This is a genomic window from Chloroflexota bacterium (assembly GCA_009840355.1).
GTDB lineage: Bacteria > Chloroflexota > Dehalococcoidia > Lucifugimonadales > JADFKI01 > Bin90.
Genome location: VXNZ01000047.1, coordinates 1 through 20203 on the forward strand (window position 1 = coordinate 1; position 20203 = coordinate 20203).

The window sequence follows — 20203 nt, forward strand, 5'->3', positions numbered from 1 at the left end:
ATCCTCACTGGGTTCGTGCAGGATGTAGTCCAACTGGTACAATACCATCTCATACCCCTTTCCTACGCTACTTCCGTTACTCACCTGCTGAACGTATTTTAGCAGACGCATACAATCACCTACTGCCATCGGTGTATAGCAAGACGGCGACAGGCTGTCGTGCTGTGGTAATATCTTACGGCAATCAGTGGATGCGAAAGAGGTTCTAATGCGTTTGATGTTTCTGTTGGTGGCGGTTGGGCTGATGGCGCTTGCGGCTTGCGGAGAAAATTATGATACATACCTCAATCGGGGAGGCGAACACCTCGATGAAGGTGAACATGACGCGGCGATAGATGATTATAATGAAGCAATTCGCCTGAACGCAGATCGCGTTGAGGCTTACTTCAATAGAGGACTAGCCTATTCTCGCAAAGGGGATGACAACAGTGCGATTCTTGACCTAGACAGAGCAATTGAATTGCATCCATACGATGCTCGCCTTTACCATTTACGAGGGATCTTACTTGCCATGAATGGAGATTATGACGGTGCGATTGCCGACCACAACGTACAAATCCATCTGAATCCAGACGACTCTAATGCTTACTATTTGCGAGGACTCGCCTATGTTGACAAAGGGGATTACAACAGTGCGATTACTGATTTCAACATAGCAATTAAATTTGACCCTAACAACGCAGAAGCCGAGGAAGCCCTCGAACTTGCCGATAAATCTCAATAGGATTCGAGTTCTCCATCTTGTTAACCCCTACAATAACTTCGGAGTAAATCAATGAAATACGACGCCAAACCCCTACGCTCTGTCCTCTTTGTTCCCGGCAACAAGGAGGACTGGATACGCAAAGCGCCTAAGTACGGCGCGGATGCACTTATCCTGGATCTCGAAGATTCGGTGCCGCCGCAGGAGAAGGACGCGGCGCGCGCGATTGTCGGCAGGATGATTGCCGAAATCGGCGCTGAACAGACGCTGTTCGTGCGCGTCAATCCGTTGGAGACCGGCATTACGGGCTTCGACTTGGAGGCGATTACGCAGCCGAATCTGTACGGCATCACGCTGCCGAAGGTGCAGTGCCCCGCCGATGTGGTGGAGGTGGATGTGCTGTTGCGATTTTTCGAGCGTAAGGCGGGCGCGGAAGTGGGCAAGATATTCATTGATCCAGGCTTGGAGACGGCGGCGGGCATCCGCAGCGCCTACGACATCGCCTGCGCGTCCGACCGCATCGCGCATATGGGCGGCAGCGGCGGCAAAGGCGGCGACACCGCGCGCTCTATCGGCTACCAGTGGACGCCTGAAGGCATGGAGACGCTGTTCATCCGATCGAAGGTGCTTGTCGATTCGCGCGCGGCGGGCGTGCAGTTCCCCATATCCGGCGGATGGTTCGACATCCGCGATCTCGACGGCTTGCGCACATACGCCGGCGAGCTGAAGCGGCTCGGCTACAACGGGATGAGCCTCATACACCCTTATCATGTGCCCATCGTCAACGAGGTTTTCACGCCCACGCCGGATGAAATCGCCGAGTGGCGCGGGCTTGTGGACGCGATGGAGCAGATGCGTGAGACCGGCGGCGCGGCGGTAACTTTCGGCGGCGACATGGTGGACATCGCGCACGAGCAGACAGCGCGGGCGATGCTGCGAATGGCAGAACAGTTGGGGGTTGCATAATTCCGTATCCATCCTGTCTATCCTGTACATCAATGTAAGTTCAAGGAGCAGCAAATGACAAACGGCGTATCATCTCCCGAATCCGTAGGCTTCTCATCCCAGCGCCTCAGCCGCGTCAACAAGATGATGCAGGGCTACATAGACGACGGCAAGCTCGCCAACGGGCTGACGATGCTTGCGCGGCACGGCGAGACGTTCCACTTCGAGCCGTATGGCATGCTCGACCTTGAAAGCGGCACGCCTGTGGAGCGCGATACGCTCTTCCGCATCTACTCGATGACGAAGCCCATCACCAGCGCCGCCGTCATGATGCTGTATGAACAAGGGTACTTCTCGCTCGATGACCCTGTGGGCAAGTTCATCCCCGAACTCGCCAGCCTGAAGGTCTATGACGGCATGGGCGAGACTGGCATGCGCCTCGTTGACCAGAAGCAGCCCATCACCGTCCGCCACCTGCTCACGCACACATCCGGCCTCAGCTACGGCTTTCACCAGGACAGCCCCATCGAGGAGATGTACCGCGAAGCGAACGTCACCGACCCGGACAGCACCCTGAAAGAAATGGCGGAAAAGCTCGGCAAACTGCCCCTCGTAACCCAGCCCGGCACGAAATGGCGGTACAGCAACGCCACCGATGTGCTAGGCTACCTCGTCGAGGTCGTCTCCGGCACGCCCTTCGACCGCTACTTACAGGACAATATCCTCGAACCGCTGGGCATGACAGACACGTCCTTCTATGTGTCCGAGGAGAACCTGGACCGGCTTGCAACGGTGTACGGCGCGGCGACCAACGGCAAAATAACGCCTCTCGACAATCCGATGGTCAACAGGCAGAGGAGGCCGCACACACTATTCTCAGGCGGCGGCGGACTCGTATCCACCGGGTCCGACTACATGCGCTTCTGCCAGATGCTCCTCAACGGCGGTATCCTTGGCGACGAACGGCTGCTCGCGCCAAAGACTGTCGAGATGATGCGCTCGAACCACTTGACCGACGACATGCGTCCTTTCGCGGTCGGGCAGAGCAACGCATCCGACACGAAGGGCTGCGGCTTCGGGCTGGGCTTCCGCGTTGTGATGGACATCGCGCAGCACGGCATCATCGGCTCCAACGGCATCTACTCGTGGGGCGGCGCGGCGAGCACCGTATTCTGGATCGACCCGCAGGAAGACCTGGTTGCCATCCTGCTGACGCAGTTCATGCCCAGCTCGCACTACCCCCTGCGGCGCGAATTCCAGATAGCGACGTATCAAGCGCTCGTCGAGTAGATGTGTGCCTACCACAATATCTGACATTTCCCGCAAAGAGGCACTTGATGAACTGCGTATCACCTGAATCGGTCGGCTTCTCGTCCAAACGCCTGAACCGTGTCAACGAGCGAATGCATAGCTACATAGATAACGGCAAGCTCGCAGGTGCGCTGACCATGCTCGCGCGGCGCGATGAAGTGTTTCACTTCGAGACCTACGGTGTGCAGGACCTCGAAAGCGGCGCGCCGGTCAGTAGCGACACCATATTCCGCCTATACTCGATGACCAAACCCATTACCAGCGTCGCCGCCATGATGCTCTACGAAGAAGGGCACTTCTCGCTCGACGACCCTGTGGGCAAGTTCATCCCGGACTTCGCGAACATGCAGGTCTTCGACGGCATGGGCGAGATCGGCATGCGCCTTGTTGCACAGGACCGTCCGATCACCATACGCCACCTGCTGACACACACATCAGGACTGAGCTACGGTCTTCACCGGGACACTCCCATCGACGCGATGTATCACGAGGCAAGAATTGCGGACGCAGATAGCACGCTAAAGGACGTAACGGGTAGGCTGGGGGAAATTCCCCTTGTCAATCAACCGGGCACCAGGTGGCGGTACAGCATGTCGTCCACCGTTCTTGGTTATCTTGTGGAGGTCGTATCGGGTAAGCCGTTCGACCGCTTCCTGCGAGAGAGGATATTCACCCCATTGGGAATGGAAGACACATCCTTTTTCGTGCCTGAGGAAAATCTGGACAGGCTGGCGACCGCGTATGTGCCTTCACGTGGAGGTGGAATCGCGCCACACGAAGGCTCGGTGACGACGAGGCACAAGAGACCGCACGCGATGCAGTCCGGAGGCGCTGGGCTTGTATCGACCGCGCCCGATTACATGCGCTTCTGCCAGATGCTGCTGAACGGCGGCGTCCTCGACGGCGAGCGCCTGCTCGCCCCCAAGACAGTGCAGATGATGGTGACTGACCATCTCACGGACGATCTCAAGCCGTACATCGTCGAGGATCGCATGGCTGCCTATACGAAAGGCTGCGGATTCGGATTGGGGTTCAGCATGGTCAACGATATAGCCCAGCACGGCATACCCGGCTCGAACGGCATGTATAGCTGGTTCGGCGCGGCGAGCTGCTACTTCTGGATAGACCCCACAGAGGAACTCATCGCTATCCTCAAGAGCCAGTTCCTGCCCGTTACGTGGTATCCACTGCACCGCGAATTTCAGACGGCGACGTATCAGGCGATGATAGAGTAGGGGCAGATTGGCGAGTAGCCTTATAAGTCCTGAATAGCGTTGCGGAAAATTCTTGCATCCTATGGTAATGTGATAGTCGGAACTCGATAACAGTGCCCAAGGTAATCCAATGCAACACCAACCCTCCCCCTGCTGCGCCGCAGCCCGCATGCCCTCAACACCCTTAACGCCCGCCGCCGCGCCCTCCACGCCGCAAGCCGCCAATGGCAGCACGGACGGCATGGCGCTCATCCCCGGCGGCGAGTTCCTAATGGGCACGGACGACCCCGGCGGCTTCCCCGCGGACGGCGAAGGTCCCATACGCTCTGTGCATGTGAACTCCTTCTACATCGACACTTGCGCCATAACCAACCAGCAGTTCGACCAGTTCGCGCGCGAGACAGGCTACAAGACGGACGCCGAGCGTTTCGGCTGGTCGTTCGTCTTCCACATGTTCCTGAGGTCGAAGGCACGCCGCACGGCAAAGCAAGCCGTTGCCGATGCACCGTGGTGGTGGGTCATCAACGGCGCGTACTGGCGCAGGCCGGAGGGACCGGGCTCCAATCTCAAGCGGCGCTGGAATCACCCGGTTACGCACATATCTTGGAACGACGCCCTGGAGTACTGCAAATGGGCGGGCAAGCGCCTTCCTACCGAGGCAGAATGGGAGTACGCGGCGCGGGGCGGCTTGGCGCAAAAGCGCTACGCATGGGGAGACGAGCTGACGCCCAGCGGCGAGCATCGCTGCAACATCTGGCAAGGCGTGTTTCCCGATGAGAACTCGGCGGACGACGGCTACAAGGGTACTGCGCCGGTTGACGCATACGAACCCAATGGATTCGGGCTGTACAATGTCGCGGGCAATGTCTGGGAGTGGACGAGCGACTGGTTCAGCCCGACATTTCATGTTGATGCGAGCAGTGTCGAGGGGACGCGCGATAATCCGCAGGGGCCTCCAAGGGGACAGGCGAAGACGATACGGGGCGGGTCTTATTTATGTCATGACTCGTACTGCAATCGGTATCGGGTGGCGGCTCGGACATCGAATACGCCGGACAGTTCTACGGGGAATCTGGGGTTTCGGTGCGCGCGGGATGCGTGACCTGCTGCGCCGACATGGACTTGCGCATTGCATTCGTTGATACAAATGTTAAATGAATAATGGACATCTTCGCCCTATAAGCCAAATTGGCCCTCAAATATCATTCGCATGCTATTTGAGCAGGGATTTGAATGCCAGTTAACAGAGTTTTTGCGGGTTTGCTAGTTATTGTAGCGTTGCTGATAGTATCAGCCGCAGTCGCTTGCGGAGATTCCGCGCCTGCGCCGGATGTTGATGCCACCATCGCAGCAGGCGTGCAGGCGACCGTCGATGCGAACGCCTTGGCAAAAGCGGCGTCAACCTCAACGCCCGTTCCAATCCCTCCAACGCCAACGCCGGCGGATACTCCTACGCCAGCCCCAACGCAAATGTCTGTGCCAATAAACACGCCCGTACCAAGCGCAACGCCAGTACCCACTCCCACTCCGGAACCAACAGCGCCGCCGCAACCGACGAACACACCGTTACCGACGCACACGCCTCTGCCAACTGCCACGCCTACGTTGGCACAGATGATAGAAGATATAGAACGCAGCCTTGTCTATATTGAAACGGACACGGGCAATGGTACAGGCTTCGTTGTTGAAGAAGATGGTTTGGTTGTTACTAACGAACATGTTATAGAGGGTTTTAATACCGTAACTATCGTAATGTCTGATGGTAGAGCATACGAGGGTGATGTGCTGGGCACAGACGAGATTGCCGATCTCGCTATCGTGAAATTGAACACCACCGAAAAGTTTGAGGCTATCCAATTAGGAAACTCCGACGATGTGCGAGTAGGCGATGATGTAATCGCGTTGGGTTTTCCATTGAGTTATGAACTTGGCAATTCGTTAACGGTAACCAAGGGCATAATCTCATCCAAGCGGGTATATGGCGGAATTGAGGAATTACAAACGGATGCTGCTATAAATCCGGGCAACAGCGGCGGTCCTTTGATGAGCCGTGCCGGAAAAGTAGTGGGTATCAATTACGCCAAATTAGCATTATCAGATGGCAGTCCTGTTGACAACATTGGCTTCTCCATTGCCATAAACGAGCTTAAGGACAGAATGGATAGCCTCAAGAGAGGCGAACAAGTCCTTCTTCCAATGCCCACTCCCGGTACCTGGGCAACTTACCGCAACGACGATTACGGCTACAGCCTGGAAATCGCGCCCGGCTGGTATCTGGATGAAGAGTCGGATGAAATCGACCGCGCGTTCTGGCATGAGGACGGGACGAGTTTGGTAGAGATTTATACCGACGAACTGGGCAGCGACTGGACGCTTGAAGAGCACGCGCAGTGGGAAAGGGATTTCTGGGAGGAACTAGCGCACGACGAAGCCTGGGACGTGTTCGAGATAACCGCATTTGAGAGGCGGCAGGATGATCAATACGACTATTACATCCTCGCATATCGTTGGCAATCGTCTGAAGAGTATTGTATCTCTGACGTCGTCAGCCTGATTTTTCTGTCCGACTTCTACCCGTCCAAACCTTACGGATTTGTTATCAATGGTGGCGTGTGCGAAGGCAGCCTCGACCTACACAGCGAAGAGCGCGACGCAATGCTCGCAAGTTTCGTCGAACATAATACGCTTCCCGCCATGCCTCAGCCGACACCCACTCCAGAACCCACAAAATACCGCAACGCGGAATACGGCTACCAAATAGAGGTGCCTTACGGATGGCACTTGGATGAGGAATCGGACGAAGGTGACGCATACTTCATACACGGTAGCGGCTATGCAAGTGTCGATGTGCTCACCTACAACTTGGGGCAGGGTTGGACTCTCAAAGAACATGCTGAGAGCGAACGCGATTTTCTTGAAAACCATTCCGACGACGAATGGAATATGTTTGAGATAACTGCGTTTGCGGAACAGAACGATAATTACATAATGCGTTACCGCGCACACATCTCGGACGAGTATTGCGTTGAAGATGTGCTTACTGTGATTTATCTCTCTGACGATTATCCGTCCAAACCTTACGGCTTTGCTGTATATGGCAGCGTGTGCGAAGACAGCCTTGACATTTATGACGAACAGCGCGACGCCATGCTCGAAAGTTTCGACCCGTAATTGTCTCTCAGTCCGAAAGCAACCTAGGCTTCCGCTGCGCGATGGATGCGTGAGATTTTCATTTGTTTTGGGTATGAATAACTGACCTTCGTCGCCCTTCTCATATCAGATTCGCTGTGATATAGTTGGGCGCACAAATGAGCGTGTCTTGTGCGGCTTTCCATAGCAGTGAGTTTAGGCGGGCATATCCTTGCAGCATTATTTTCACTCCGGCGACAACCTAGAGGGCTTGCAGAGATTAGCGCTGATTGGCATCTCGGTCGATCTCGTCTATATCGACCCGCCATTCGCCACGAACAACGATTTCCTGATTGACTCGCACCGCGCCAATGCGATAAGCGCGTCCGGCAGTCTGGCGTATTCGGACAAGACGCGCGGCGTGGACTACCTGCGCGACCTACGGCTGCGCTTGGTGGCCATCCACGATGTGATATCGCCAAGCGGCTCGATATATGTGCACATCGATGTGAAGATGGAGCACCATGTTCGCCTGCTAATGGACGAAGTTTTTGGCGCGCGGAACTTCCGCAACAGCATCACGCGAATCAAGTGCAACCCGAAGAACTTCGACCGCTACTCCTACGGCAACATCAAGGACACCATCTTGTTCTACTCGATGTCGCCCGAGCGCATCACTTGGAATCCGCAGAAAGAGCCTATGTCGCGCGAAGACATTGAGCGGCTCTACCCGCTAGTGGACGCTGAAGGAAAGCGCTACACGACCACGCCGCTGCACGCGCCCGGCGTAACGCGCAATGGAGCGACCGGGCGGCAATGGCGCGGAATGTCGCCGCCGGCGGGCAGACATTGGCGCTATCCACCGCACAAGCTAGACGCACTCGACGCCGCCGGAATGATAGCGTGGAGCGCGACCGGCAATCCGCGCAAGATACGATACGCTCACGATCCGCACGGCGATGACGATGCGCCTAGGAAGCTGCCGCAGGATGTATGGGAATATAAGGACCCGCAGCGCGCCTTATATCCCACACAGAAGAACGAAGATATGCTGCGCCGTATCATCCTCACATCTTCAGACCCGGGCGATACGGTCATGGACTGCTACGCGGGCAGCGGGGGCACGTTGTTGCAAGCGCATCGACTGGGACGGCGCTTTGTCGGCATGGACGATTCGGAAGCGGCGCGTCAGGTGATTGAGCGGCGATTAGGGGACGCAGGCGTGGAATACGCGACGCTGACTGAAGATGGCGTGGCGTTGCAGGCGAATTCCGCAGGAACGGCCGAATAATGTGCGGTGAACTACCCCCGTTGGACTTTGAAGCCAATGAGCATCAGAGACGCTTGGAGAACCTATCCGCAATGGAAGCGGAGATTGCAGGGCGTTCCAAGAGGTTGAGAACTCGCATACTGCACTTCGCAGAGCAATTCGGCATACCGGAATAAGATTTCTGGTGGGACTTGGACGCTAACCCAACAGGTACACTTGCCGCAACACTCGCACGAGAAGCGCGCCGCAAGAATATTCATGAAAACGCCGCCGCCGCTTACATTGAAGATATGTCCAATGTCGCCGATTTTCGCAAGTTGCCTTCTTCGGGAAGCAACGCCCTATATGTAAATAGCGATGGACAAATCCTGTCCGGTCAGCAGCTCGCAGGTGCGCCTCGCCCATTCAAATCCATCGATTTTCAATGGACTACCTCTGGAGTCACTTGCTACGCCGCGCAGAAGTACACAAAGGCAGGCGGGGGCAATCAGGATAACCAATTCAACGAACTAGAGCGACTGCTTCGCAATTTCCAGGGGCGAACCAACAACGGAGTTGCGTTGATTGTTCTCGTTGATGGCGCATACTACGACCAAGCGCGCTTGGCGCGGCTGCAAGGCTTGGTACGATTGCAGAGTCCGCGAAGTTATGTCGCAAGCGTCAACAATCTGCATACACTGCTGGAAGAAATCGCAGGCATGAATTAAAGCAGCCATTCCCTTCGTAGGGATGGGCTAATCAGATGATGGCGTTGTGTGACGCTCGGCAATTTTACGCCATTCTTATCCTTCCCACATCTTAGTAGAAGAGAAACTTCTAGCCCATCAGCCTACCTTGACGCACGCATACTCCGCGTATAATATCGCCTCATTATTTTAATTGGTATGCGCGTCCGCTCGTCTTGCTGTCCCGCGCATCCTGTGCATCCTGTTTCGAGGAATTGTCCATGAACTACGACCACATCATCGTTGGCGCAGGCTCGGCGGGGGCTATTATCGCCAGCCGGCTTACCGAAGACCCGAACCGCACCGTTCTGCTGCTCGAAGCGGGTCCCGACTACCCGGAACTGGACGAGATGCCGCCGGATGTGAAGTTCGGCTATGGGCATGGCTTGGCGGCGATTGATGTGCTTGGCACGGAGCATCGCTGGCACTTCGTTGCCAAGTCAACCGACCAGGCAGCTCCTATGCTCGTTCCGCGCGGCAAGACTACGGGCGGCTCTTCCGCCGTGAACGCGCAGATATTCCTGCGCGGCGTGCCGGAAGACTATGACGACTGGGCGTCTTGGGGCAATGATGAGTGGGGCTTTCAGAAGCTTATCCCGTTTTTCCGCCGTATGGAGACGGACACGGATTTCGCAGACGACTTCCACGGCGTGGACGGTCCAACTATCGTCCGGCGCTACAAGCCCGACGAGTGGCTGCCCGACCAGCAGGCATGGTATCAGGCTGCGCGCGAGTACGGCTTCGCGGAATGTCCGGACCATAACGACCCGGACTCCACGGGCGTGGGACCTTCGCCGTTCAACAACCCCAACCGCATCCGATGGAGCACGAACATCGGCTACCTGAGCGAGGCGCGCAGCCGCCCGAATCTGACCATCACGGCGCGCGCGCTTGCTCACCGCATCCTGTTCGATGGCGGCAGAGCGGTCGGCGTGGAGTTCGAGGCTGACGGCGAGCTGCAATCGGTCTATGGTGATGAGATTATCCTGTCCGCCGGCGCGATCGGCTCGCCGCACTTGCTGCTGCTGTCCGGCGTTGGTCCCGCTGACCATCTGCGCGATATGGGCGTCGCCGTCGTTCATGAATTGCCCGGCGTGGGCAAGAATCTGCGCGACCATCCGCAGGTGCAGCTCACATGGGAGACCAAGCCCGGTTTCGAGCAGGACAGCCTCGCCCCGCGCATACAGTTCATCGTGCGCTACACGGCAGAAGGCTCGAACCTGCGCAACGATATGCTCATTCACCCGTTCTCGTATGCGACGCGCAGCCTCTACTACACGGACCCGAACACAGAACCCATCGGCATCGGCATGATTGCCGCTATCTATCTGGCGGAATCGGCAGGCGAGATGCTGCTCAGGACGACCGATCCCCACATTCAGCCGTTCCTCAATTACAACCTGCTGGCGACCGACTTCGACCGCAGACGAATGCGCGAGTCCGTCCGGATATGCCTTGACCTTGCCGAGAAAGACGCGCTGGCGGAGCTGATTGAAAGCAGACGGTTCCCCGCAGACGCCGACCTCGAATCAGAGCAGGCACTCGACGACTGGATGATGCGCAATGTCAGGACCAGTCACCACATCTCCGGCACATGCAAGATGGGTCCCGCTGATGACACGATGGCTGTCGTTGACCAGTACGCTAGGATGCATGGCATCGAGGGCTTGCGCGTGGCGGACGCGGCGATCATGCCGGACTGCATCCGCGCCAACACGAACGCCACCTCGATGGTTATCGGGGAGCGCGTGGCGGAGTTTATCAAGGATGGGAACTAACAGGATATACAAAGCCTGCCCCTGTGAAAGCGGAGGATGGATAGGAATGGGATAGGGCGTTGCGGGCGCAAGTCTGGTAAGATGCCGATAGTTTGGCTATGAACAATTCCGTAGGATACGGAGGTTGCAGAATGGCGACAAAGCCCGATGACAATAGACAAGTCGATGTTGCGACAGACCATGATCCCGTTTGGGAAGCGTTTTTGAATGCCCCATTGGATGATGAGCCGCTGACTGAGGAAGACATTCAAGCCATCAAAGAGGCTGATGAGGATTTTGCTGCGGGTAGGTTTGTCACCCACGAAGAATTGAAGAAAGAGCTGGGTCTGTGATCCGCAGGATCATTTACAGTCCTCAATCTCGAAGAGACTTGAGACGGCTTGATAGGGTTTCAGCAACGCGGATACTGAATGCACTGGAGAGATTGGCTGCCGACCGCTCGGGAGATATACGTCGGCTACGTGGCTCAGCGAGTGAGTGGAGACTTCGCATCGGTGATTGGCGGGTCATCTTCGAATTCGATAGCAACGATAGTGAGATTCTTGTAAAGCGAATCAGCCGAAGGGACAGCGCGTACCGGCGATAAACGCATCTATCTTCCCCTTTCATTCAACGATGTTCACCTCAAAGGAGCAACTATGAAATACGATTACATCATCATTGGTGCGGGTTCGGCGGGCGCGATTCTCGCCACGCGGCTTACGGAAGATCCGAACACATCGGTGCTGCTGCTGGAAGCGGGCCCGGATTACGCGGACCTGGACGACCTGCCCGAAGAGGTCAAGTACGGCTACGCCTCAGCGACCGACATCATGACCAGTGACCACAACTGGCAGTTCACCGCGCGCGCCACCGAGCAGGCACAGCCTATGCTGGTGCCGCGCGGCAAGGTTACGGGCGGGTCGAGCGCAATCAACGGGCAGATTTTCCTGCGCGGCGTGCCGGACGACTATGACCGCTGGGCGAGCTGGGGCAACGACGAATGGACTTTCGAGAACTCGCTGCCGTACTTCCGCAAGCTGGAGACAGACACCACATACAGCGATGACTTCCACGGCACAGACGGGCCGATAATCTGCCACCGATTTCCCGAAGATCAGTGGCGCGGCGCGTCCAAGGCGTTCTACGAATCCTGCCTAGACTACGGATTCGCAGACTGCCCCGACCACAATGCGCCGGATACGACCGGCGTAGGTCCCTTGCCGCTGAACAATCCGGATGGCATACGCTGGAGCACGAACTTGGGCTATCTCGCCCTGTCGCGGCATCGCCTGAACCTGACGATTCGCCCGAACTGCCTCGTGCATCGCATCGTGATGGATGGCGACAGAGCGACGGGCGTTGATGTTTCGAGCGGAGGCGAGCGGTTCGTCGTCGAGGGCGACGAGATAATTCTGAGCGCAGGCGCTGTCGGATCGCCGCAGATTCTGATGTTGTCGGGCATCGGTCCTGCCGACCATCTGTCGGACATGGGCATCCCCGTCGTCAAGGATGTACCCGGCGTTGGGCAGAACCTGCGCGACCATCCTTTGGTGTATGTGACTTGGACGACCAAGCCCGAGTATGAACTTGAGACATTCGGTCCTCGCATCCAGTTCGGGCTACGCTACACGGCGAGCAACTCCGACCTCGAAAACGATATGATCGTTTATATGAACATCTTCGCCACCGGGCGCATCGACCGCGGCGGCGACCGCATGACGCCCATCGGCATACGCATGATTATCGGGCTAGACCTGGCAGTCGGCGCGGGCGAGCTGAAATTGCAGTCGTCCGACCCAAGCGTGCAGCCGATGCTGGACTACAACTACTTCGAGGAAGAGTTCGACCGCGAGCGGGTGCGCGAGGCGGTGCGGATATGCTCCAAGCTGGGCGACCACGAGGCGTGGAAGGACATCATTGACCGGCGCATCGAGCCGCCGGACGAGGCGTTCGAGTCCGACGACACGCTGGACGCGTGGATGATGAGCGAGGTTACGACCGGGCATCACATATCTTGCACGAACAAGATGGGGCCGGCAGACGACCCGATGGCTGTCGTTGACCAGTACGGCAAGGTGCACGGAATCGAAGGCTTGCGCGTAGTGGACGCGTCCATCATGCCCGACTGCGTGCGCGCGAACATCAATGTAACCACGATGATGATAGGCGAGCGCATCGCCGACTTCGTGAAGGCTGGTAGTTAAAGGAGAGCCAACCGATGGCTGACACGCCACTGCACTACAAGACCATCACCGAGGTAGCCGCGCTCATCAAGGCGCGCGAAATCTCGCCGGTCGAGGTTACGGAAGCGATGCTCCGCCGCATCGAGCAAATCGACGGCAAGTACAAGAGCTACGCCATCGTAATGGCAGATCAGGCTCAGGCCGCTGCCAAAGCCGCCGAATCCGAGATTGCCGCAGGTCAGTACCGGGGGCATCTTCATGGCGTGCCATTTGCCGTTAAAGACCTCTGCTTCACTGAAGGCGTTCGCACTATGGGCGGCAGCAAGGTGTACATAGACCATGTGCCGAGTTTCGACGCGACAGTGGTCGTGAAGCTAAATGCAGCGGGAGCCGTTCCCTTGGGCAAGCTGAACCTCACCGAGGGCGCTATGGGCGGATACAACCCTGCGCTCGACCTGCCTTTGAACCCGTGGAACATCGATCACTGGTGCGGTTCGTCGTCGAGCGGCTCCGGCGTGGCGACGGCTGCGGGTCTGTGTTTCGGCTCGCTCGGCAGCGACACGGGCGGCTCCATACGCTTCCCCGCCGCAGCCTGCGGCACAGTCGGACTGAAGCCCACCTGGGGGCGCGTCAGCCGCTACGGAGTGTTCGCTCTCGCCGAATCCCTCGACCATGTTGGTCCTCTCACACGAAGCTCCGCCGACGCCGCCATATCACTCCAAGCAATCGCCGGGCATGACCCCAATGACCCCACATCGCTGCCCGCGCCCGTCCCCGACATGCTCGATGGCATTGACGGAGGTGTACAGGGCGTCCGCATTGGTCTGGACGAGAAGTATGCCACGGACGGCGTTGACCAGGAGCTTGCGGCGGCAGTGATTGAGGGTGTGGCAGTGATGAAGGAGCTTGGCGCGGAGATAGTGCAGGTGCAGATGCCGGATGTGGACAGCTACCTGCCCGCCTGGCCCGTGCTCTGCTCCGCCGAGGCTGTTGCCGCACACAGGGAGAACTACCCTTCGCGTCGCGACGATTATGGTCCTTGGTTCCGGGGCTGGCTCGATATGGGCGCAGGCGTAACGGGCGCGGATTACGCAGAGGCAAACAACCGCCGCGCCGAACTCAACGGGCTTATCCGTGATGTGTTCGCGGACATAGACGTGCTGGCATGTCCCTCGACGATAGGACCAGCCCGTTCCATCACGCGAGAAGAGATGTACGGGCCCTTAAGCGCAGACCGAGGCACATCGTTCCAGCGTTACACAGTGCCCTACGACTACAACGGCGCGCCCACGATTTCGCTACCCTGCGGACTAAACTCCGACGGCTTGCCCTTGAGCCTGCAATTCGTGGGCAAGGCTTTGTCAGAGCCGCTGCTGTGTCGCATCGGCCACGCCTACGAGCAGGCGACAGATTGGCACAATCTGCACCCGCCGATTGATGCCTAGAAAGCTACATAGCCACCGTCCACGGGGATGGATACGCCCGTAACGTAGTCGGACGCAGACGCGGCGAGGAACACCGCCGTGCCCGCCATGTCGTCCGGCGTTCCCCAGCGACCGTGCGGAATGCGCGCCGAGATTAGCTCGTAGCGCTCGCGGAAGCCCTCTTCGGTGCGCAGCGGCTCGGTCATATCGGTCTCGATCCAGCCGGGCAGTATGGCGTTCACCTGAATGTTGTCCTTCGCCCAGGCGGTGGCGAGGCTCTTCGTCAGCTGCACCACTCCGCCCTTGCTCGCCGAGTACGGCATAACCAGGTCGTGCCCGAATATGGATGTCATCGAGCCGATGTTGATGATTTTGCCGCCGCCTGAGCCTGCCATGTGCGAATACGCCTCTCGGCACGGCAGGAATGTGCCGGTCAGGTTGATGTCCATAATCAGGTTCCAGTCGTCGAGCGTGTAGTCTTGCGGCGACTTGCGGATGCCGATGCCGGCGTTGTTCACCAGAATGTCCAGCCTGCCGAACTCGTCGAGCGCCAGCTTCACCATATCGACGACTTCACCTTCGTTCTGCACATTCGTAGTAGTTCCCACTGCGCGCACGCCAAGCGCCCGCAGCTGCTTGACCGCCGCTTCCGTCTTCTGCACATTGCGCGCCGCGACGAGAATATCCGCGCCAGCCTCCGCCAGCCCAACCGCGATGCCAAGCCCAATGCCGCCATTGCCGCCCGTAATAACCGCCGCCCTGCCGCTCAAATCAAACGATGTATTTGCCATGTATGTGGTCCTCCTAGAAACTCATGTGCATACATCGTATCCGCCAAGCGCCGCGATGTAAAATTGCGACACTTCTGAGTTTGCGAGCTTGCCGAGGATACCCGCTATATGGTTCATTGACAAATGGTTAGGCTTGATGCTAATCTCAACCAGATAATCTATATTTGGCATGGCAATGGGGGCAGGTCGCCTTCCTGCCGAATCTTACTGGGAGGGTAGATATGGCAAGATCCGAAGTTTTCTATATGGATGCTCATTCGGAATCCACGGAGACTAGCCTCGTCGCGAAGATGACTACGGTGTTCGACGCTGCAGGGCTTGACAAGATGATCAAGCCCAACGACATCGTGGCTATCAAGTTGCACTGCGGCGAGTGGAACAACACGGCTTATCTGCGACCCGTCTATGCGCGGGCGCTGGCAGACCGCATCAAGGAACTGGGTGGGCGGCCGTTCGTTTGCGACACGACCACCTCCACCTATTCGCCTTGGGGCTCGCGCTCCAGCGAGCTGGACATCTTGCTGACGGCAGAGCGCAACGGTTACAACTCGGCGACGCTGGGTTGCCCGTTCATCTGCGCGGACGGCTTTATCGGCACGAGCGACTTCCGCGTGGACATCCCCGAAGGCTACCTGCTGAAGGAAGCCTATGTCGCGCAGGCTATAGCGGCGGCTGATGTGCTCATCGCGCTGACTCACTTCAAGGGACACGGCATGGGCGTCATCGGCGGCGCGCTCAAGAACCTCGGTATCGGCGCGCAGTCCAAGCGCGGCAAGCTGAATGTACACATGGGCGGCCACCCGAACTACGGCTACGGCGCAGCGGCGATTTTCCATCCGGAACGCTTCCAGGGTAAGGAGAATACGCCGGACTGGGAGATTCTCGAGGATTGCTGCCCGTTCGACCTGTATCACATCAATGAGAACGACGAGCTCGAGTGGGATCGCGACCGCTGCGCGACCTGCCTAGGCTGCTTCGGCGTTATGGGACCGCGCGGTCTCGCCGAAATCCCGCCGGTCAACTTCGATGCGGTCGATGTCGCCATCGCAGACGCCTGCTTGGCAGTGGAGAAGGTTGTCGGACGCGACAAGGTCGGTTACATCAACCTGGCTATCGATGTTTCGCCACGCTGCGACTGCGCGAACCACGCGGATGTTCCGATTGTTCCGCATCTGGGCGTGTTCGCCAGCACGGACGCCGTCGCCATTGACATGGCGTGCGTTGACAAGGCGAAGGAGTCGCAGGGCATGCCCGGCTCCGCAGCCGAGATGATGGAAGCGCACCATCCGGGCGACCACAAGTTCGAAGCCGCAGCCGCGACATTCCATGGTCAGAGCGAAGTCGCAAGCATCAACACCGGTCACGAGATTGGCTTGGGCAGCCGCGACTACACGCTGGTCGAGGTAGAGCCGCAAGACGCCGAAATGCACAAGTTCCCGTACGACCGCAGGCCCAGCAGGCAGCGGTTCAAGGAGCGCTTCGCCAAGTTCCAGCCGTTCCCGTATGACAGGCACGACGGCAAGGGCTTCCTCCGCAACGACGTTGTGGACTTCGAGACTGTGAAGCGGCACTATGACCATTCCACCAATGGCCACCATGCAGAAGAGGAAGTCGAGATCCGCGAGTTGCAGCCTGCGGACGACGACGAATAGGCTTCAAGCCGCATAGCGGATTGAACAACAGGGGACGCCGTTCTTCATGGGCGGCGTCCTTTTTTCTGTGTGCTCTTGCGAACGGTTGCTGAAATCGTTGCATGCAAGCCCGTTTTCAACTTCAGGTTTCTCTCTCGCTCGAAATGACAAAGATAGATTGCATTTGTGAAATCGTCTCAATATGCGGCGGTTTGACAGGGACGGGAATGAACGGCAAAATATGAGGCAGCAATACAACAACAACGGAGGTACTTGAAAATGCCAGCATCAGGACAGGAACTTCTGGAACAATCGATAGACAACTGCCAGCAGATTGCCGACGGACTCGGCACGGTGAACGCATCTTGGGAGACTTCGATAGTCGAGATACTGGAGAAGTTCGACGAGATTAGCGACACCTTCTTCTTCAAGACTATGCCGAGTGTTCCGGCGGCGCGCGCGGTTGTGCGCGACTCCGAGTCGGTGCTCGCGCTGCGGCAGACCGAAGAGTGGGACGAGTTCGGCACGGCGATAACCACGCTCATCGCATCCTCACAGAACCTCATCGAGAAGGCGGGCATGAAGGGGGTAACCCTCACATGAGCGGCGTAGTTCTCGTTACGGGCGGCGCGGGCAGCGTTGGCCGCATGCTGGTGGAAAAGCTGGCGGCGGACGGACAGCCCGCGCGCATCTTCGACCTGCCCTTTATGGACTTTTCCGGGCTGGAGGACAGGGACGGCATAGAAATCGTCAAGGGCGACATTACGGACGCGGCGCAGGTGGCAGACGCCATCGATGGCGTGGGTGTCGTGGTGCATCTGGCGGCGCTGCTGCCACCGAACAGTGAGAGAAACCGCGACCGCACTTTCTCCGTCAATGTCGGCGGCACGGAGAACATCATCAAGGCGATGGAAGAACGCGCGCCCGACGCCACGCTGATTTTCACATCGTCCATCAGCACTTACGGCACCACTTTCGACGAAGAGCCGCCCGTGCGCGTAGATCATCCGCAGTCCGCTATCGACATATACGCGGACAGCAAGATTGTCGGCGAGCGAATGGTGCGGGAATCGTCGCTGAATTGGGTCGCAATGCGCATAGCGGGCATTATGGTGCCCGCGTTCATGGAACCGCCAAGCCCCTGGCCCTTCGTGGCGGAGCAGCGGGTTGAGATGGTGCACCGCGACGACGTTGTCGATGCGCTGTTCGCGTCTGTGAATGCGCCGGACGCCGCGAACAAGATTCTCAACATCGCAGGCGGTCCGACTTGGCAGATGCACGGCGAAGACTACGCGCGCGACTTCTACGGCTTTATGGGCGCGCCCTTCGAGGATGTGGACTACCGGCCGTCGCCCGGCTGGGTGGACTGGTACGATACCGAAGAGTCACAGCGTCTGCTGGGTTATCAGAATAGGTCGTATCAGCACTACTCGGACGAGATGAATGCTATCATCGAAGAGATGATGGCGGAGTAAAGTTTTCAGTCTGTCAGTAGGTCAGTCTGTCAGGTGTGGTGGTTTTATAAGCTCACCACGAACGGGGGTACAACCCATGGCGACGCAAGTCGAAACAACCAGAACAATCGAAGAGAAGATGGACGCGCTGAAGACCATCCTCGCGGATATGGGGTCAGTCATTGTGGCGTATTCGGGCGGGACGGACAGCGCGTTTCTCGCCGCCACGGCGCACGATGTGCTGGGCGAAAAGGCGCTCGCCGTTACCGCGAAGTCGCCGAGCCTCGCGCCTTCCGAGCTTCGTGAAGCCGTCGAGCTTGCGGAACGGCTAGGACTTCAGCATCGCATCGTCGAAACGCACGAAGTCGAGCGCGAAGACTACGCGGCGAACAACCCCAACCGCTGCTTCTTCTGCAAGGACGAGCTGTACACCTATCTTAGCGCCTACGCACACGACGAAGGCTACGACAGCATCGCCAACGGCACGAACACGGACGACTTGGGAGACTTCCGCCCAGGCTTGAACGCCGCGAAGCAGTATGGCGTACGCAGCCCGATGGTCGAAGCCGACCTGTCAAAAGCAGAAATCCGCGAGCTGTCGAAAGACATGGACTTGCCCACATGGGACAAGCCGGCGCAGGCGTGCCTGTCTTCGCGCATTCCATACGGCTCGATGGTCACAGTTGAGGCGCTTACCCGCATCGCGCAGGCGGAAGAATACCTGCGCCACGAAATCGGCATCCGCCAATTGCGCGTGCGCCATCACGACACGGTCGCGCGCATCGAAGTCGAACCACAGGACTTCATCACGCTGACGGACGAGGCAGTGCGCGAAGAGGTCGTGCGCAAGTTCCGCGAGATTGGCTATTCGTATGTAACGCTCGACCTGCAGGGCTTCCGCTCGGGCAGCATGAACGAGGTGCTGGCGGCGCTGCGAGCGCGCTCCGGATAGGCGGCGCTATGCCCAACGGCAAAGCCGGCAGCAGGGACAACCCGGAGTTTCGTCCGACGGCGCGCGTGCTGCTCATTGACGAAAGCGGCCGCGTGCTGCTCATGCGTGTAACCACGCCGAACGACCCTGACATTAGGCTGTGGATTACGCCGGGCGGCGGTCTTGACGCTGGCGAAACGCATGAGGATGCCGCACTGCGCGAGTTGTACGAGGAGACCGGGCTAAAGGCTGCGAAGCTGGGGCCGTGTATCTGGACGCGGTGTCACGTGTGGCAGTGGGAAGCACGGTGGATAGGATCCGACGAGCGATACTACCTGCTGCGCGTCCCAGCGTTTGATGCTGTGCCAACTGCTCCCGATGAGTGGGAGATGCAGTATGTCCACGAGCAGCGCTGGTGGAGTGTACCGGAGATGATTGCCGATAGAGATACCGAAGTCTTTGTACCGCGCGGCATGCCGGAGTTGCTGCCGCCGATATTGGCGGGGGAAATACCGGAGCCGCCGATTGATGTGGGAATGTAGGGGATGATATGCCTTCGCCGTAGTTAGCCTTTCCCCTTCCCAAATTGTGCGTCAGTTTGCCATTGTGCTGCGTGGCTTGGAACTACGGAAAACTGCGCAGACCGGAGCATCCGCGCGCCGATTGCGCTATTGTGCGCAAAAGTATAGCCTAACAGTAGCCTTTGGGGTATAATACCTGCGGTCAAACCGC

19 protein-coding genes are annotated in these 20203 nt (G+C 58.0%); 18 read left to right on the forward strand and 1 reads right to left on the reverse strand.

Going from position 1 to position 20203, the window contains the following annotated elements; all coding sequences use genetic code 11:
- Positions 1-208 precede the first annotated feature (208 nt).
- The 13 genes from F4X57_12420 (at position 209) to F4X57_12480 (ending at position 14685) form a co-directional block, all read left to right on the forward strand.
- Positions 209-724 carry a tetratricopeptide repeat protein gene (locus tag F4X57_12420; GenBank protein MYC07954.1) on the forward strand — a complete coding sequence of 172 codons (516 nt, stop codon included), beginning with the start codon at positions 209-211 and terminating at the stop codon, positions 722-724.
- Between the two features lie 51 nt (positions 725-775).
- Complete coding sequence (locus F4X57_12425; GenBank protein ID MYC07955.1) at positions 776-1669, forward strand: CoA ester lyase; 894 nt, start codon at positions 776-778, stop codon at positions 1667-1669.
- Positions 1670-1723: 54 nt separating this feature from the next.
- Positions 1724-2938 (forward strand): beta-lactamase family protein, encoded by a 1215-nt coding sequence (locus tag F4X57_12430; protein ID MYC07956.1) that lies wholly within the window; start codon positions 1724-1726, stop codon positions 2936-2938.
- Between the two features lie 47 nt (positions 2939-2985).
- Positions 2986-4194, forward strand: coding sequence for a beta-lactamase family protein (locus F4X57_12435; protein ID MYC07957.1), 1209 nt, complete (start codon positions 2986-2988; stop codon positions 4192-4194).
- Between the two features lie 109 nt (positions 4195-4303).
- Positions 4304-5275, forward strand: coding sequence for a formylglycine-generating enzyme family protein (locus F4X57_12440; GenBank protein ID MYC07958.1), 972 nt, complete (start codon positions 4304-4306; stop codon positions 5273-5275).
- A gap of 131 nt (positions 5276-5406) precedes the next feature.
- On the forward strand, positions 5407-7344 hold the full coding sequence (locus F4X57_12445; GenBank protein MYC07959.1) for a trypsin-like serine protease: 1938 nt from the start codon (positions 5407-5409) through the stop codon (positions 7342-7344).
- A 190-nt stretch (positions 7345-7534) separates the two neighbouring features.
- Positions 7535-8593 (forward strand): site-specific DNA-methyltransferase, encoded by a 1059-nt coding sequence (locus F4X57_12450; GenBank protein MYC07960.1) that lies wholly within the window; start codon positions 7535-7537, stop codon positions 8591-8593.
- A 170-nt stretch (positions 8594-8763) separates the two neighbouring features.
- Positions 8764-9279: a hypothetical protein gene (locus F4X57_12455; GenBank protein MYC07961.1), complete on the forward strand. Its 516-nt coding sequence runs from the start codon at positions 8764-8766 to the stop codon at positions 9277-9279.
- Positions 9280-9518: 239 nt separating this feature from the next.
- Positions 9519-11075 carry a mycofactocin system GMC family oxidoreductase MftG gene (locus tag F4X57_12460; GenBank protein MYC07962.1) on the forward strand — a complete coding sequence of 519 codons (1557 nt, stop codon included), beginning with the start codon at positions 9519-9521 and terminating at the stop codon, positions 11073-11075.
- A gap of 131 nt (positions 11076-11206) precedes the next feature.
- Positions 11207-11407 carry a hypothetical protein gene (locus F4X57_12465; protein ID MYC07963.1) on the forward strand — a complete coding sequence of 67 codons (201 nt, stop codon included), beginning with the start codon at positions 11207-11209 and terminating at the stop codon, positions 11405-11407.
- The gene (locus F4X57_12470) at positions 11383-11661 is read left to right on the forward strand and encodes a plasmid stabilization protein (GenBank protein ID MYC07964.1); all 279 of its coding nucleotides are present in this window, start codon (positions 11383-11385) and stop codon (positions 11659-11661) included. Before F4X57_12465 ends, F4X57_12470 begins: the two co-directional genes overlap by 25 nt.
- Positions 11662-11713: 52 nt before the next feature.
- Positions 11714-13261, forward strand: coding sequence for a mycofactocin system GMC family oxidoreductase MftG (locus tag F4X57_12475; GenBank protein MYC07965.1), 1548 nt, complete (start codon positions 11714-11716; stop codon positions 13259-13261).
- 14 nt (positions 13262-13275) lie between these two features.
- Entirely contained in the window at positions 13276-14685 is a 1410-nt protein-coding gene (locus F4X57_12480) for an amidase (GenBank protein MYC07966.1), read from the forward strand.
- Here F4X57_12480 and F4X57_12485 read toward each other — a convergent pair.
- Entirely contained in the window at positions 14682-15455 is a 774-nt protein-coding gene (locus F4X57_12485; GenBank protein MYC07967.1) for a glucose 1-dehydrogenase, read from the reverse strand. The genes F4X57_12480 and F4X57_12485 overlap by 4 nt on opposite strands.
- A 221-nt stretch (positions 15456-15676) precedes the next feature.
- Between F4X57_12485 and F4X57_12490 the strand changes: the two genes are divergently transcribed.
- From F4X57_12490 to F4X57_12510, 5 genes are all read left to right on the forward strand, one after another.
- Entirely contained in the window at positions 15677-17107 is a 1431-nt protein-coding gene (locus F4X57_12490; GenBank protein ID MYC07968.1) for a DUF362 domain-containing protein, read from the forward strand.
- Between the two features lie 258 nt (positions 17108-17365).
- Positions 17366-17689, forward strand: a complete 324-nt coding sequence (locus F4X57_12495) for a hypothetical protein (GenBank protein MYC07969.1) — start codon at positions 17366-17368, stop codon at positions 17687-17689.
- A complete protein-coding gene (locus F4X57_12500; protein MYC07970.1) occupies positions 17686-18561 on the forward strand; it encodes an NAD(P)-dependent oxidoreductase in 876 nt (291 codons plus the stop codon). The genes F4X57_12495 and F4X57_12500 overlap by 4 nt, the downstream gene beginning before the upstream one ends.
- Before the next feature lie 76 nt (positions 18562-18637).
- The gene (gene larE / locus F4X57_12505; protein ID MYC07971.1) at positions 18638-19492 is read left to right on the forward strand and encodes an ATP-dependent sacrificial sulfur transferase LarE; all 855 of its coding nucleotides are present in this window, start codon (positions 18638-18640) and stop codon (positions 19490-19492) included.
- A gap of 8 nt (positions 19493-19500) precedes the next feature.
- Positions 19501-20013 carry an NUDIX domain-containing protein gene (locus tag F4X57_12510; protein ID MYC07972.1) on the forward strand — a complete coding sequence of 171 codons (513 nt, stop codon included), beginning with the start codon at positions 19501-19503 and terminating at the stop codon, positions 20011-20013.
- Positions 20014-20203: the final 190 nt, after the last annotated feature.